A 16450-nucleotide genomic window follows, 5' to 3' on the forward strand; every position below is an offset into this window, starting at 1 on the left:
TCTATTCTAGCCGTTCTCGTCTATTCTAGCCGTTCTCGTCTATTCTAGCCGTTCTCGTCTATTCTAGCCGTTCTCGTCTATTCTAGCCGTTCTCGTCTATTCTAGCCGTTCACACTATAGTTCGGTGATTCCTTAGTAATTGATACATCATGTGGATGACTTTCTCTAAGTCCTGCTGAAGACTGAACAACAAATGTTGAAGTCTCAAACAATTTTTCTAATGTTTCAGATCCTAAATATCCCATTCCAGAGCGTATACCACCTATCATCTGAAATATGGTGTCTATAACACTACCTTTAAATGGTATTCTTCCTTCTACACCTTCTGGAACTAACTTTTTATTTCCTTCTTGGAAATATCTGTCCTTACTTCCGCATGCCATAGCGCTTAGAGAACCCATGCCTCTATACACCTTATAACTTCTTCCTTTAAATATTTCTGTTTCACCTGGGGATTCTTCACAGCCCGCAAACATAGAACCCATCATTACTACTTTAGCACCTGCTGCTAATGCTTTTACTATGTCTCCTGAGTATTTTATACCACCATCTGCTATAACAGGTATTCCGTATTTATTTCCTTCTTCAACACAGTCCATAACTGCTGTAAGTTGTGGAACTCCTACTCCGGCTATAATTCTTGTAGTACAAATTGATCCAGGACCTATTCCAACTTTAACGCAATCAGCGCCTGCTTCAATTAAATCTCTTGTCGCAGCAGCAGTTGCAATGTTTCCTGCAATTATTTGAAGTTCTGGATAAATAGATTTTATTTTGCGTACAGCATCTAGCACTCCTAAAGAGTGTCCATGAGCAGTATCTATAGTTATTACGTCTACTGAGGACTTTACTAATGCTGCTACACGTTCCATCATATTTGCAGTTACACCAACAGTTGCACCGCATAATAACCTTCCTCTAGAATCTTTAGCAGCATCAGGAAATTTTTTAGTCTTTTCTATGTCTTTTATAGTTATAAGTCCTCGTAAATTGTTTTCTCCGTCTACCAAAGGTAATTTTTCTATTTTATGTTTTTTAAGAAGCTCTTTTGCTTGTTGCATGCTTGTTCCTTCTGGTGCAGTTATTAAATTTTCGCTTGTCATTATACCTTCAATTTTCTTACTATAATCTGTTTCAAAAACTATATCTCTATTAGTAATTATACCAACCAATTTGCCATTTATAGTAATTGGAACCCCTGATATTCTATATTTACTCATTAATTCTAAAGCATCTTTTAAAGTATTATCTGGAGATAAGAAAAAAGGATCTGTGATTACACCATTTTCTTGTCTTTTTACTCTGTCAACTTCACTGGCTTGTTCCTCTATACTCATGTTTTTATGTATAATACCTATTCCACCCTCTCTAGCCATAGCGATAGCCATTCTAGATTCAGTAACAGTGTCCATTGCAGCACTCATTAGAGGTATATTAAGTTTTATTTTTTTTGTAAGGTAGGTAGCTAAGCTAACTTCCTTAGGTAATACACTAGACTTATTTGGAACTAGTAATACATCATCAAATGTATATGCTTTTTTTATTATTTTTGCCATTATTCAACACCCTTTCACAATTCTATTTTAGGTATATTAACCTTTATAGTTAACATAAAAATATTTATATATACAACATTTTGAAATAAGGTATAAAGTATAAAAAGGCATACTAATCCTACCTTCTCTAAAGTAAAATTAGCGTGCACAAAATAGGTTTACACTAATATTACTCATAGTGGTCAATTTGCGGCTGACCGTAGATACTCCCTGCCATATTCAAGGTATATATGAGTGACACATTGTTTTTCAAGTTATTATAATGATAGTTAATGTTTAATGATTTGTCAATGAATACTTCTTATTACGACATAATAAGATAAAAAAATTAGCTAGAGAAAACTCTAACTAATTTTTTTATTTCCATATATATTCTATTGTTATTTAATTCTATTTAAAGTAACTTTTATTCAAATTACTTTTAGTACATTCCATCCATTCCCATTCCTGGTGCGCCCATTGGTGCTGCAGGAGTTTTTTCTGGAATATCTGCAACTGCAACTTCTGTTGTTAAGAATGTTGCTGCAACAGATGCTGCATTTTGAAGTGCTGATCTTACAACTTTTGTTGGATCAACAATCCCAGCTTTATTCATATTTACCAATTTTCCATTTAAAGCGTCATATCCAATTTCTCCAGCGCTTTCTCTTACTTTTTCTATTACAACCGAAGCTTCTGCTCCAGCATTTGTAACTATTTGTCTTAATGGTTCTTCTAACGCTCTTGTAATTATGTTAATACCAACTTGAACATCTGGTATATTTGATGTTAATTTAGCAATTTCTACAATAGCATTAATGTAAACTGTTCCACCACCAGGAACAATTCCCTCTTCAACTGCTGCTTTTGTTGCTGCAAGAGCATCCTCTATTCTAAGTTTCTTTTCTTTTAATTCAGTTTCGGTAGCTGCTCCAACTTTTATAACAGCAACACCGCCTGCAAGTTTAGCAAGTCTTTCTTGCAATTTTTCTTTATCAAAGTCTGATGTAGTATCTTCAATTTGTTTCTTAATTTGAGAAACTCTATCATGTATTGCAGTCTTATCGCCTTTTCCGTTTACTATTGTAGTATTTTCTTTAGTTACTTTAACACTTTCTGCTCTTCCAAGCATTTCAACAGTAACATCTTTTAGTTCTTTTCCTAATTCTTCACTTATAACTTCTCCTCCAGTTAGAGTAGCTATATCTTGAAGCATTTCTTTTCTTCTATCACCAAAGCCTGGAGCCTTAACTCCTACACAAGTAAATGTTCCTCTTAATTTATTAACAACTAATGTACTTAAAGCTTCGCCTTCAATATCTTCAGCAACTATTAATAATTTTTTACCTTGTTGAACAATTTGCTCAAGTATTGGAAGTATATCTTGTATATTACTAATTTTCTTATCTGTTATTAGAATATATGGTTCTTCGAGATTAGCTTGCATTTTTTCTGTATCAGTAACCATATATGCACTTAAATAACCTCTGTCAAACTGCATTCCTTCAACAACGTCAAGTTCTGTTCCCATAGATTTTGATTCTTCTACAGTTATAACTCCTTCATTACCTACTTTTTCCATAGCATCAGCAATTAGATTTCCAGTTACTTCATCACTAGCTGAAATGGATGCAACTCTAGCTATATCTTCCTTACCATTAACAGGTTTAGAAGTTTTTTTGATTTCCTCAACAGCTTTATCTACTGCCATTTTTATACCATTTCTTATAAGCATTGGATTTGCTCCAGCTGTAACATTCTTTAAACCCTCTCTAATTATTGCTTGAGCAAGTAAAGTAGCTGTAGTTGTTCCATCTCCTGCTACATCGTTTGTCTTTGTAGCAACTTCTTTAACAAGCTGTGCACCCATATTCTCATATGCATCTTCAAGTTCTATTTCCCTTGCTATAGTAACACCATCATTTGTTATTAATGGTGATCCAAATTTCTTATCTAAAATAACATTTCTTCCTTTTGGTCCTAATGTTATTTTAACAGTATTTGCAAGTTTATCTACACCTCTTTGCATAGCTCTTCTTGCGTCTTCTCCAAACAATACATTTTTAGCCATTTAAATCCCTCCTATACGCTGATAATTAAATAACCTTAATTATTAATTTTATTTAATTATCAATACGCTTAATTAAATCATCATCTGCGATGCTGTAACATTAACGACTTCAGAAGGAGATTTACACCCCTACCAAAGTTTTCTCTTTGTTATACTAAATACTTCTACTTGTAGAAATTAGGAACTTTCCTTCTAAAATGTCGTTAAGATTATTTTTCAATTATAGCTAATAATTCTTCTTGTTTTAATATGATATACTCAACACCATCATATTTTATTTCACTACCTGAATATTTAGAGAATAATATCACATCTCCTACCTTAACTTCCATCTTTACTACTTTCCCATCTTCGATTTTTCCTGGTCCTACTGCAACTACCTCAGCCTCTTGTGGTTTTTCCTTTGAAGCTCCTGCAAGTAGTATTCCACTTTTTGTAGTTTCTTGTGCTTCTAACCTTTTTATTAATACTCTATCACTAAGTGGTCTAATGTTCATTTAAACCCCTCCTCATATATTTTTTATTGATTTTGTTAGCACTCCTCACATTTGAGTGCTAACGCTCTGTATAACTTATATGATAATTTATAATTGCTAAAATATCAAGTTTACTTATACCCTATATCATACTATATATGGTTAAATAATCAATTTATATCTGTAAGTCACTGGTTTACATTGATATGCTCTTATTTACTATATTTATTTTATATTGTTTGTTTTGTACATTTTAATAAGCATTGAATATATTACATTTTTTTGTTAAAATTACTAATGGTGGTGATTATATGAATGTTAAATACGAATGGATTAATAACTTTTTTTCAACAAACTACTTCTTTAAAAATATAAAAATCTTATTTAAGTTCTCATACAAAACATTATTTATTATATGTTTTTCCTTTTCTTTTATGATTTTAAGTGTTTATTTTACCTTGCTTTTTAAACCACTTTACTATATGGATATTAATGTATTAAGTATTGAACAATCATCCAATAGAAATAAAAAAGAACTTGAGACCAATTACAATTATGTAATAAAATATTTAACCGAAAATTCATTAGAAGGATTTAATCTTCCGACACTACCTTCCTCGCTTCATGGTAAAATTCATTTTAAAGAAGTTAAAGCGATATTTGATAAGTTAAAATTGATTCTATTATTCTCCATATTAATAAGCGTTGTAGGTATACTAATAAATAAGAAGCATAAAACAATAAAATATTTGAAAACTAGTTCCAATTTTCTTATTATTATCCCCGTATTGTTACTAATACCTTTTTTAATTAATTTTGATAAAAGTTTTATAACTTTTCATCATATTTTCTTCAATAATAATTATTGGTTATTTGATGTACAAACTGACCCAATAATAACAATACTACCACAAACTTTCTTCTTTCATTGTGCAATATTAATAATTATTTTAATTGCTTTAAGTAGCATTTTATTAAGATGTGTATATAAATTAAAATATAAAAAGTTGCACTCTTTATAATACTTTATAAAAAGTTGCACTCATTATAATACTTTATAAAAAGTTGCACTCTTTATAACTTTTTAATACATCTTTTTCTTTCTAGTCATATTCTTAATTATAATATTACCCTTAAAAATTCCAAACACAAACAAAATACTCATTATTAACCCTATAGTAATTACACTTGTGTAATCTCTAGTAAATATTTTTTCGCCAAAATAAGATGAAATAAAAATACCTGGGATTCTACCTATAGTTGAATATATAAAGAAATCTCTAAAAGAAATATCAGATACTCCACATACATATGTTAATGCGTCTTTAGGTATTCCTGGGATTAAAAAAAACATGAATATAACAATCTTTTTACTACCTACTTCTAATATCTTTTTAAAAAATTTAACTTCTTTTTTTAACATCAATTTGTGCACAAGAGGTTTCCCATAATTGTTTGAAATAACATAAACCATTAGACTTCCCAAAGTAATACCAACTAAAGATATTATTCCCCCTAGAAATCCACCAAAAATGTATCCTCCAGCAACTTGTATAAATTCACCTGGTATAAAAAAAGCAACTACTTGTATAATTTGCATAATAATGAAAACTACAACACTGAAATTACCATAAGATAGAACAACTTCTTTTAATATGTCTGGATCTTTTAATATATAAGCATATCTAAAATAATATTCATATCCAATATATGTCAAAGTAAGTAAAGTTGCTATTACTATTATATATTGTTTGTATTTTAATAACTTCTTCTTAATAGAATTCCATATTCTGCTCATAGTTTTCCATCCTTTTTATTCATATATTATGCAATCATCATTAATACTATTTTGCTTAGTTTTTATTAATTTATTCTATTTTAATATTATTTTCTCTTGCATAATAAAATAAATACTGTTGTGCAAATCCTGCTAAATTTTCAAATTTGTCTCTTGCAAAGGTTCTTATTTTAGGAAGTGACACATCTGGCGCTAAGTAAAAAAATTGCATTGCTCTTTTAACCCATACATCCACTGGGAAAGCAGAATATTTTTGCATAGAAAACAACATAATACAATCTGAAACCTTTGGTCCTATACCATTAAGCTTTTTCAATTCTTCATGGCAAATGTCATCATCTTGAGATTTAATAAACTCCAAATCCACTTCAGCAGTATATATTCTGTGCACTGAATCTTTTACATATCTTGATCTAAACCCTAAACCACAGCTTTGAATTTCCTCTATAGATGCTTTTTCTAAATCAGCAACCGTTGGAAATGTATAATACGTTTCTCCTTTATATTCTATTGCTTTGCCCCAATTTTTACTAAGATTGTTTATAGCTCTTTTTATCATTGGGATTCTGTTGTTTGAAGAAATTATAAATGATATAGTAAGTTCAAAAGGTTCCTGCTGCAATAATCTAATTCCATTACCAAAATCAACAGATTTTTTAAGAAGAGGGTCTTTTTGAAACTTCTCTTTAATAGCTGTATAATCTCTCTTAAGATCAAAATAATCACACCAAAAATCATTAAATTCTTTCTCATTTATATTATATATTTTTACGTCAGTATCCTTCTTTTCCACCTCTATTACTGTGCCATTAACCACACCTATATAATTACCATTAGATTGTTTGTTCCATCTAAAGCACTGCCCACATTCAAATATATGATCTAATTCAAAATTACTTACATTTTTTATAATGATACCTTCATTAAATAATTCAATAGTTTTATAATCCATGATTTTCACTCCCCATAAGTTTAATTATTAACTTGTAATTCACGTGATACAATTTCATCTAATATCTCGGCAGCAGTTTCAATCATAACTCTGCAACCAGTATCATCTGTTTTATATTTTGCCTTAAGCTCTGCGCAATTAATTGTACCTAATTTTACATTAAATTTTTGGAAAAATTCTTTACATAGATTTTTAACTCTCTCCCCTTCATGTGCCTTTTCTTTAGTAAATAATATACCTATAACCGCTAATGATCCCGTTATAGCTCCACACACACTTTCTATTGCCATCCCTCCTCCAAAAGAAGACATAGTCTTAAAAGTCTCACTTTTCAGATGCATATTATATTCCTCACTAGCTGCATAGATTAGTACCTCAGCACAATTATAGTCATATTCCTTAGTATGATATTTGTTTACTTTATCAATTAACATAAATTTTCCTCCTAATATATAATGTTATTATGCCTAATAGTTCTTAACTGTCCCCATCATTTTACCCGCCTTTTTATTAAAAATAACTCCATAAACAAATGTTTATGGAGTTATTTGAATCAAAAGTTGTTGTTTTGTTAATTTTATTATTTTGTTAACATCTCATTTATAGCTTTAGCTGCTTTCTTTCCTGCTTCCATAGCTAATATAACTGTGGCTGCTCCTGAAACTGCATCTCCACCAGCGTATACCTTTTCTATAGAAGTAAGTCCAGTGCCCTCTTCTGCTACTATACATTTCCTTTTGTTAATATCTAGTCCTTCTGTTGTTAAAGGAATTAGTGGATTTGGTGATGTCCCTAGAGACATTATAACTGTATCAACATCAATTGTAAATTCAGAACCTTTAATAGCTATTGGTCTTCGTCTTCCGGAAGCATCAGGCTCTCCTAGTTGCATTCTTATACACTTCATGCCTATGACATTCCCTTTTTCATCTCCTAGGATTTCTACTGGGTTTACAAGTAAATCCATTATAACTCCTTCTTCTTTTGCATGATGCACTTCTTCAGCTCTTGCTGGAAGTTCTGACTCTGATCTTCTATATACTATGTGACCTTCTGCCCCTAATCTTACTGCTGTACGTACAGAGTCCATAGCAACATTTCCTCCACCCACAACAGCAACCTTAGTACCCACTCTTATAGGTGTCTTATATCCTTCTTTATATGCTTTCATTAAATTATTTCTAGTCAAGAATTCATTGGCAGAGAATACTCCATTCAAATTTTCCCCAGGTATTCCCATAAACATTGGAAGTCCTGCCCCTGAGCCAATAAAAACAGCCTTAAAATCTTCTTCTTCCATTAGTTGTTTTATTGTTACAGTTCGTCCTACAATTACATTTGTTTCTAGTTTAACTCCTAATTTCTTGACGTTTTCTACCTCATGTTTAACAACTGTTTCCTTAGGTAATCTAAATTGTGGAATTCCATATACCAAAACACCACCAGCTTCATGCAGTGCTTCAAAAATAGTTACATCATACCCATCTCTAGCTAAATCCCCTGCACAAGTAAGTCCTGAAGGACCGCTCCCAATTACTGCAACCTTTTTTCCATTTTTAGGTTTTGTTTCTGAAATATCTACATTATTCTCTCTTGAATAATCACCTACAAATCTTTCAAGTTTACCAATAGCTATAGCGTCTCCCTTTATTCCTAATACACATTTGCTTTCACATTGAGTTTCCTGCGGACAAACCCTTCCACAGACTGCTGGTAATGCACTATATTTCGCTATTACCTTAACTGCCTCTACAAACTCTTTGTTCTTAACGTGCTTAATAAATCCAGGAATATCTATCGCTACAGGGCATTTAGTAACACACATTGGGTTTTTACAGTTTAAACATCTGGTCGCTTCCTCAACTGCCTCATCTTCTGTATATCCTAGACATACTTCATCAAAATTAGTTGCTCTTATTTTTGGGTCTTGCTCTGCTACTTTAACTCTCTTTTTCATACCCATTATTTAGTACCTCCTTCTAAACCACAGCCTGGTTTAATGCCTTGTTTCTGAGATCCTTCTTGCGACTTGTACATTGTTTGTCTTCTCATTGCTTCTGCAAAATCAACCTTATGCCCATCAAATTCCGGTCCATCAACACATGCAAACTTAGTCTCACCATCTACAGTAAGTCTACAACCTCCACACATTCCTGTTCCATCAACCATTATGGGGTTCATACTAACAATTGTTTTTATTTTAAGTTCTTCAGTTAACTTACAAACAAATTTCATCATTATCATTGGTCCAATAGCAACAACTAAATCATACTTTTTGCCTTCATCTTGAACTAATTCTTTTAATTTATTTGTAACAAGTCCTTTATATCCGTAAGAGCCATCATCAGTGCATGGGTATACATTGCCTGCTACTTTTCTCATTTTTTCTTCCATTATTACATATTCTTTAGCTTTGGCACCTATTATTACATCTGCCTTTACCCCTTGCTGACTTAACCATTTAACTTGAGGATAAACTGGAGCTGTTCCCAGGCCACCAGCTATAAACACAATTTTCTTCTTTTTTAACTCTTCAATGCTTTCGCTCATTAATTCTGTAGCTTGTCCAAGTGGTCCCACAAAGTCTTCGAATGAATCACCAATTTCATAATTCTCCATTTCCTTTGTTGAACAACCTATGGTTTGAACCACTATGGTAACTGTTCCTTTTTTAGCATCAAAATCACTGATTGTTAAAGGTATTCTTTCACCTTTTTCATCCATTTTAACAATTATAAATTGACCTGGCTTTGCTGATTTAGCAACTCTTGGAGCCTCGATATCCATTAAAAATATTTGTGGTGCTAATGCTTTTTTTTCAACTATTTTATACATTTATATCCCTCCATTTAGTCTGCAATTTTTGTCTTACTATGTAACTACATTATTTTCATTTATATAATATTCATTTTACCACAAAGATGTAAAGTATATATTATATTAAATCATATTTTATATAGCATGTTTATGATTATTAGGGTCATTCTGGATTTTTTGATCTTATTTTTCCCATATATTTAAATAAAAATAGACAGGCAATAAAAAGCATAAACCACTTATGCCATTTATTACTTGTCTTGTATTCAAATGTTCCCTAACAACTAATAAAAGTTTACAATGTATTTTTTGTTAAAAATTAACTTTTTCTCCTGTAAAAGTACAAGTTAATAGTTTTTTCATCTCATCAAAATTTATTGGTCTTGGATTAGAACCTGTACATGCATCTTTTAAAGCATTTTCAGCTATAAAGTCTACATTTGCATCAAATTCTTCTTTAGTCATACCATTTTCTTTAAAAGAAAGTGGTATATTCATAGCTTTATTTAAATCTCTTATCATATCAGTTAATGAATCAATTAATTCATCATCTGTATTACCTGCAAGTTTTAATGTTCGAGCAATTGTAGCGTATCTACTGCCACATGATTTCTTGTTAAAATCTATAACATATGGAAGTAATATTGCATTTGCAAGTCCGTGTGCAATATGGAATACACCACCAATTTTATGTGCCATACTATGAGATATCCCTAGTAGTGCGTTTGAGAATGCCATCCCTGCAAGACATTGTGCCATATGCATTTCATTTCTTGCTTCTACATTTCCTTCAAATGACTTCACTAGATTTTCTTTAATCATAGTTATAGCTTGCATTGCAAGTGGATCTGAAAAATATGAATGAAGCCCTGCTACATATGCCTCAATTGCATGAGTTAATGCATCCATACCAGTATGTGCTACTAGTTTAGGTGGCATCGTTTGAGCAATTGCTGGATCAACTATAGCTATATCTGGAGTTAAGTTGAAATCTGCCATAGGATACTTTATTTTTGCTTTATAGTCGGTTATTACTGCAAATGCCGTAACTTCAGTAGCTGTTCCGCTAGTTGATGGTATAGCTATAAATTTAGCTTTTTGTCTTAAATCCGGAATTCCAAATGGAATAACTGCCTTCTCAAAAGTAAATTCAGGGTATTCATAGAAAATCCACATAGCCTTCGCTGCATCAATTGGTGAACCACCACCGATTGATACTATCCAATCAGGTTTAAATTCTCTCATTACTGCTGCGCCCTTCATAACTGTTTCTACCGATGGATCTGGTTCCACGCCAGTAATATGCTTAACTTCAAGCCCAGCTTCAGTTAAATAATCCTCAACCTTATCTAAGAATCCAAACCTCTTCATGGATCCTCCACCAGTAACTATTACTGCTTTTTTACCTTTTATAGTTTTTAACATCTCCAAAGAATTTTCTCCAAAATAAATATCTCTTGGTAAAGTAAACCTATTCATTTTATATCCCTCCATTTAAAAATATTTTAGTGTGTAACTTTGCACATTTATTATTAATAATGTTTATAACATTATTTTTTAAGCCTTCTTACATTGTTAATAATATATCATTATCAGTATAAAGTCAATATTCAAACAATTTAGTTTATAATTATTTAATACTTTCTATTTTTTTTGATATACTAATAAATTTAAAAGGGTAATATAGCTCTCTATAAGTTATATTACCCCCTAAATAAATTATTGATTATTAAAATACTATCTTATTTTGAATAATCATAGATTCCTTTTTTAGTTTTTCTTCCTAGTAATCCACCTCTAACATATTTTCTTAAGAGGCTATGAGCTCTGTATTTAGTATCTCCAGTTTCAGTATATAAAACATCCATGATAGCAAGACATACATCAAGACCTATAAGATCTCCTAGTGCTAAAGGTCCCATTGGATGATTAGCGCCAAGTTTCATTGCTTTATCGATATCTTCTGCAGATGCAACACCATCTGCCATAATTCCTATAGCTTCATTAATCATTGGTATTAATATTCTGTTTACAACAAATCCAGGAGCTTCAGCAACTTCTACTGGATCCTTACCAATTGCAATTGCTATTTCTTTAACTGCATTGAAAGATTCAGTTGATGTTCCCATACCTTTAATTATCTCTACAAGTTTCATCATTGGAGCTGGATTAAAGAAATGCATTCCTATAACTTTATCAGGTCTCTTTGTAGCAGCTCCTACTTCAGTTATAGAAAGTGATGATGTGTTTGATGCTAATATAGTTTCTGGTTTACAGATTGTATCAAGTTCTGCAAATATTTCTTTCTTTATTTTCATAATTTCTACAGCTGCTTCAACTACTAAATCACAGTCTGCTGCTAATTTCATATCAGTAGTTCCTGTAATTCTTGAAAGTATTTCTTCCATTTGTTCTTTTGTCATTCTTTCTTTTTTAACTGATCTTTCTAAATTCTTTTTAATTGTTGCAAGTCCTCTATCAACGAATTCATCTTTAATATCTCTCATTATTACTTCGCAGCCATTAGATGCGAATGTTTGAACAATGCCTGATCCCATAGTTCCAGCGCCAAGTACAAAAATCTTTTTCATAATAACACACTCCTCATATTTAATTATTTTAAAATTTTATTTGAAACATTCAATAATGTATTTTTTTAAAACTTACTCCAATACCATGTTTAAGCATTAGAACAAGTCTTTTGAATTGCTATTGTAAAATCAGATTATTTATTTTTTAATGTATTAATTTGAGCTATCATTTCTGGAATAACTTTCAAGAAATCTCCAGCTACAGCTACATCAGCAGCTTTCATAATAGGTGCTGTTGCATCTTTGTTTATAGCTATTATAAAATCAGAATCTTGCATACCAGCTAAATGCTGAATTGCTCCTGAAATACCGCAAGCTATATAAACTGTTGGTCTAACTGTTTTTCCTGTTTGGCCTACTTGAACAGCTTTATCTATCCAACCATTTTCAACTGCGGCTCTTGATGCTCCAACAACTCCATCTAATGTAGTTGCAAGTTTTTCAAGTAATGCAAAGTTCTCCTTACATCCAATTCCACGTCCACCGGAAACTATAATATTAGCTTCTCCGATATCGGCTAGTACTTGAGCAACTTTGATAACTTCTATACTTTTAGTTCTAATATCTGATTCTTTTAAATTTACAGTAATTTTTTCTATTTCACATTTTCTGTTTTTATCTTCAGGTAATTTTTCAAAAACTCCCGGTCTAATAGTTGCCATTTGTGGTCTATGATCTCCACAAACTATAGTAGCCATTAAGTTTCCTCCAAATGCTGGTCTTGTCATCAATAAATTATTGGTTTCTGTATCTATATCTAGAGAAGTACAATCAGCAGTTAGTCCTGTTGAAAGTCTTGCTGATACTCTTGGTCCTAAGTCTCTTCCTAAATAAGTTGCTCCAATGAAAAGTATTTCTGGCTTTCTTTCGTTTACTAAATCACATATAACTTTTGCATATGCATCAGTTGTAAAGTGATTTAATAATGGGCTGCTAGCTACTATTACTTTATCAGCTCCAAATGCTACTAATTGTTTAACCATATCATCAGTTTTGTCGCCAAGTAATACAGCTGTTAATTTTTCTCCTAATTTATCTGCAATTTCTCGTCCCTTACCTAAAAGTTCGAACGAAATTTTTTGAAGTTCTCCATCTCTTTGTTCTGCAAAGACCCATACGCCTTTATAATCTGCTATATTCATTGCTTGTTCCCTCCTACATCTTAGATAAAGTGATTTTCTTTTAATTTTGAAACTACATATAAAGCAGCTTCGCCTGCTGGTAATTGTATTAATTCGCCTTTTCCTTTAGGTTCTTTAGTCATAGACTTTTTAACCTTTGTTGGTGAACCTTTTAACCCAAGAATAGCTTTATCTGCTCCAATATCATCTGCATTCCAAACTTTTACTTCTTTATTTTGGAACATTTCAAAAATATTCTTTATGTTCATGTATCTTGGTTCATTTAACTCTTTTATAGCTGTTAAAAGAACAGGAGTCTTAACTTCTATGTCTTCATATCCATCTTCCCAAGCTCTTCTTACCTTTAATCCACCTTTAACTATGTCAACTTTTTCAACATATGTTATTTGTGCAATATTTAAGTGTTCTGCTATTTCTGGTCCAACTTGTGCTGTATCTCCATCAATTGCTTGTCTTCCTGCAAAAACTACATCGTAGTCTAATTTCTTTAAAGTTGCTGCAAGTGCGTGAGATGTAGCTAATGTATCTGCTCCAGCAAATGCTCTATCAGAAACTAATATTGCTTCATCGGCGCCCATAGCAAGTGCTTCTCTTAATGCATTTTCTGCTTGTGGTGGTCCCATGCTTACTACTGTTACATGTGCACCATGTTCATCTTTTAATCTTAAAGATTCTTCTAATGCATTTTTATCATCTGGATTTATTATTGAGGGAACTCCTTCTCTTATAAGTGTTCCGGTTTTTGGATCGATTTTAACTTCATTTGTATCAGGTACTTGTTTTAAACATACAACTATATTCATTCCTTAATCTCCTCCTACTTTAATATATTTCCAGCTATAACCATTTTCTGAACTTCTGAAGTTCCTTCATATATCTCAGTTATTTTAGCATCTCTCATCATTCTTTCTAATGGATATTCTTTAGTATAACCATATCCTCCGAAGATTTGAACAGCCTTAGTTGTAACTTCCATAGCTGTATCTGCAGCAAATAATTTTGCTCTAGCAGCTTCTACTGTATATGATAAACCATTATCTTTATTGAATGCTGCCTTATATACCAAAAGCTTAGTAGCTTCAATTTTAACATCAAGTTCTGCAACCATCCATTGTAAACCCTGGAATGCTGCAAGTGGTTTTCCAAATTGTTTTCTTTCTTTCATGTATTTAGTAGCTTCATCGAGTGCTCCTTCTGCAATTCCTAATGCTTGAGCAGCTACTCCAATTCTTCCTCCATCAAGAGTTTTCATTGCAATACCGAAACCTCTTCCTTCTTTTCCAAGCATGTTTTCTTTTGGAACTATACAGTTCTCAAATACAAGTTCAGTTGTTGATGATGCTCTAATTCCCATTTTATCTTCAATCTTTCCAACTGAAAAACCAGGGAATTCTTTTTCAACTATAAAAGAAGTAATGCCTCTTGTTCCTTTACTTTTATCAGTCATAGCAAAAACTACAAATGTATCTGCTACTCCACCATTTGTAATGAAGATTTTTGAACCATTTAGTACATAATGATCACCATCTAAAGTTGCTGTAGTTTGTTGTCCTGATGCATCTGTTCCTGCATTGGGCTCAGTTAATCCAAAAGCACCAAGTTTTTCACCTTTTGCAAGTGGAACTAAATATTTCATTTTTTGATCTTCAGTACCGAAATTGTCTATTGCACCAGCAGATAATGAAGTATGAGCTGATAGTATAACTCCAGTAGTTGCACACACTTTTGATAATTCTTCAACAGCAATAATATATGACAAATTATCTCCGCCTGCTCCACCGTATTTAGTAGCAAATGGAATACCCATCATATTATATTTAGCCATTTTTTCTACAGTTTCACTAGGAAACCTCTCTGTTACATCTATTTCCGCAGCTAAAGGTTTAACTTCGTTTAATGCAAATTCACTTACCATTTTTTGTACAAATTCTTGTTCTTTTGTCAATGCAAAATTCATGAACCTTCCTCCTCACTATTTTATAGGCAGGTATTAGCTATTACCTGCCCATCATTTATAATTACTTATTTTTAAAGCATTTTTCAGATTTTTCAATAAATGCTGTCATTCCGTTGAGCTGGTCCTCAGTTGAGAAACATTCTCCGAATACTTCAGATTCATATGAAATTGCTGAGTCTATATCTAATTGTATTCCCTTATTAATCGCTGCTTTGCAAAGACTTACAGCAATAGGTGCTTGTCCTGCAATTGTATTTGCGAGTGCTTTAGCCTCTGCAAGTAGGTTTTCAGGTTCAACCACTTTATTTACAAGTCCAATTCTTAATGCCTCATCAGCCCTAATAATCTTAGCTGTATAAATCAATTCTTTAGCCATACCAAGTCCTACAAGTCTAGAAAGTCTTTGAGTACCACCAAAACCAGGTGTTATTCCAAGACCTACCTCAGGTTGTCCAAACTTCGCTTTTGAAGAAGCTATTCTAATATCACAAGCCATAGAAAGTTCGCATCCTCCACCTAAAGCAAATCCGTTTACTGCGGCAATTATTGGTTTTTCTAATGTTTCCAATTTTCTAAAAACTTTGTTGCCTAAAATTCCAAATCTTCTACCACCCATAACATCAAGATCTTTCATCTCGGTGATATCAGCTCCTGCAACAAATGCTTTTCCATCTCCAGTTACAATTACTGCGTAGATCTCATCATCTTTAGCAATTTCATCTATTGCTAAATCTAGCTCTCTTAATGTCTCTGAGTTTAATGCATTTAGAGCTTTTGGTCTACTAATTGTAAGTACTGCAATTTTGTCTTCTTTTTGAAGAACAATATTCTTGTATTCCATAATAATCACTCCTTACGAATTAATCTATTCATTAACTATTTGTTAATAATATAACAAATAAACCTAAATGTATTTTGAAGCCCTTCGCCTCAAGTACATTATATATCTTTACCGTACTTATTTCAACAAGAAATATTTTTTTTTTGCTAATTTGTACTTTCACCTCAATTGCAAAAGTAAATTCCACCCCAATACATAAAACAGTGGAAGTTAGTCTTACAAATTAAAAGGTAGATTTTACCTTTACAAATTATTATAATAATATTAGAT

Annotated in this window: 15 protein-coding genes and 1 riboswitch; of the genes, 1 reads left to right on the top strand and 14 read right to left on the bottom strand. The window is 32.0% G+C overall.

From position 1 onward, the window contains the following. Window positions 1-101 precede the first annotated feature (101 nt). The 3 genes from guaB to KPL38_RS13420 all read right to left on the bottom strand — a co-directional run bounded on the left by guaB (window position 102) and on the right by KPL38_RS13420 (window position 4103). Entirely contained in the window at window positions 102-1556 is a 1455-nt protein-coding gene (gene guaB, locus KPL38_RS13410) for an IMP dehydrogenase (protein ID WP_216289659.1), read from the bottom strand. A gap of 156 nt (window positions 1557-1712) precedes the next feature. Continuing rightward, a riboswitch (purine riboswitch) is annotated at window positions 1713-1810 on the bottom strand. 167 nt (window positions 1811-1977) lie between these two features. After that, entirely contained in the window at window positions 1978-3606 is a 1629-nt protein-coding gene (gene groL / locus KPL38_RS13415) for a chaperonin GroEL (protein ID WP_216289660.1), read from the bottom strand. A gap of 209 nt (window positions 3607-3815) precedes the next feature. Next, window positions 3816-4103, bottom strand: a complete 288-nt coding sequence (locus KPL38_RS13420; RefSeq protein ID WP_216289661.1) for a co-chaperone GroES — start codon at window positions 4101-4103, stop codon at window positions 3816-3818. A 290-nt stretch (window positions 4104-4393) separates the two neighbouring features. On the opposite strand from KPL38_RS13420, the gene KPL38_RS13425 reads away from it, so the two are divergent. After that, window positions 4394-5104, top strand: coding sequence for a TIGR01906 family membrane protein (locus KPL38_RS13425; RefSeq protein ID WP_216289662.1), 711 nt, complete (start codon window positions 4394-4396; stop codon window positions 5102-5104). Window positions 5105-5166: 62 nt separating this feature from the next. Here the strand turns inward: KPL38_RS13425 and KPL38_RS13430 are convergent, their stop codons facing one another. The 11 genes from KPL38_RS13430 to KPL38_RS13480 all read right to left on the bottom strand — a co-directional run bounded on the left by KPL38_RS13430 (window position 5167) and on the right by KPL38_RS13480 (window position 16180). Beyond that, the gene (locus tag KPL38_RS13430; protein WP_216289663.1) at window positions 5167-5880 is read right to left on the bottom strand and encodes a TVP38/TMEM64 family protein; all 714 of its coding nucleotides are present in this window, start codon (window positions 5878-5880) and stop codon (window positions 5167-5169) included. A gap of 70 nt (window positions 5881-5950) precedes the next feature. Then, window positions 5951-6832 carry a DNA-3-methyladenine glycosylase family protein gene (locus tag KPL38_RS13435; RefSeq protein WP_216289664.1) on the bottom strand — a complete coding sequence of 294 codons (882 nt, stop codon included), beginning with the start codon at window positions 6830-6832 and terminating at the stop codon, window positions 5951-5953. Window positions 6833-6852: 20 nt separating this feature from the next. Next, entirely contained in the window at window positions 6853-7266 is a 414-nt protein-coding gene (locus KPL38_RS13440) for a C-GCAxxG-C-C family (seleno)protein (RefSeq protein ID WP_216289665.1), read from the bottom strand. 146 nt (window positions 7267-7412) lie between these two features. After that, entirely contained in the window at window positions 7413-8795 is a 1383-nt protein-coding gene (gene gltA / locus KPL38_RS13445) for an NADPH-dependent glutamate synthase (RefSeq protein WP_216289666.1), read from the bottom strand. Continuing rightward, window positions 8795-9667 carry a sulfide/dihydroorotate dehydrogenase-like FAD/NAD-binding protein gene (locus KPL38_RS13450; protein WP_216289667.1) on the bottom strand — a complete coding sequence of 291 codons (873 nt, stop codon included), beginning with the start codon at window positions 9665-9667 and terminating at the stop codon, window positions 8795-8797. The genes gltA and KPL38_RS13450 overlap by 1 nt, the downstream gene beginning before the upstream one ends. 294 nt (window positions 9668-9961) lie before the next feature. Next, a complete protein-coding gene (locus KPL38_RS13455; protein ID WP_216289668.1) occupies window positions 9962-11128 on the bottom strand; it encodes an iron-containing alcohol dehydrogenase in 1167 nt (388 codons plus the stop codon). A gap of 263 nt (window positions 11129-11391) precedes the next feature. Then, window positions 11392-12240 carry a 3-hydroxybutyryl-CoA dehydrogenase gene (locus KPL38_RS13460; protein ID WP_216289669.1) on the bottom strand — a complete coding sequence of 283 codons (849 nt, stop codon included), beginning with the start codon at window positions 12238-12240 and terminating at the stop codon, window positions 11392-11394. A gap of 134 nt (window positions 12241-12374) precedes the next feature. Continuing rightward, a complete protein-coding gene (locus tag KPL38_RS13465) occupies window positions 12375-13382 on the bottom strand; it encodes an electron transfer flavoprotein subunit alpha/FixB family protein (protein WP_216289670.1) in 1008 nt (335 codons plus the stop codon). A 20-nt stretch (window positions 13383-13402) separates the two neighbouring features. Next, on the bottom strand, window positions 13403-14185 hold the full coding sequence (locus KPL38_RS13470) for an electron transfer flavoprotein subunit beta/FixA family protein (RefSeq protein WP_216289671.1): 783 nt from the start codon (window positions 14183-14185) through the stop codon (window positions 13403-13405). Between the two features lie 14 nt (window positions 14186-14199). After that, entirely contained in the window at window positions 14200-15339 is a 1140-nt protein-coding gene (locus KPL38_RS13475; protein ID WP_216289672.1) for an acyl-CoA dehydrogenase, read from the bottom strand. Window positions 15340-15400: 61 nt separating this feature from the next. Then, on the bottom strand, window positions 15401-16180 hold the full coding sequence (locus KPL38_RS13480; protein ID WP_216289673.1) for a short-chain-enoyl-CoA hydratase: 780 nt from the start codon (window positions 16178-16180) through the stop codon (window positions 15401-15403). Window positions 16181-16450 lie beyond the last annotated feature (270 nt).

Origin of the sequence: Clostridium psychrophilum, from assembly GCF_018861705.1 — a bacterium.
GTDB lineage: Bacteria > Bacillota > Clostridia > Clostridiales > Clostridiaceae > Clostridium_AD > Clostridium_AD psychrophilum.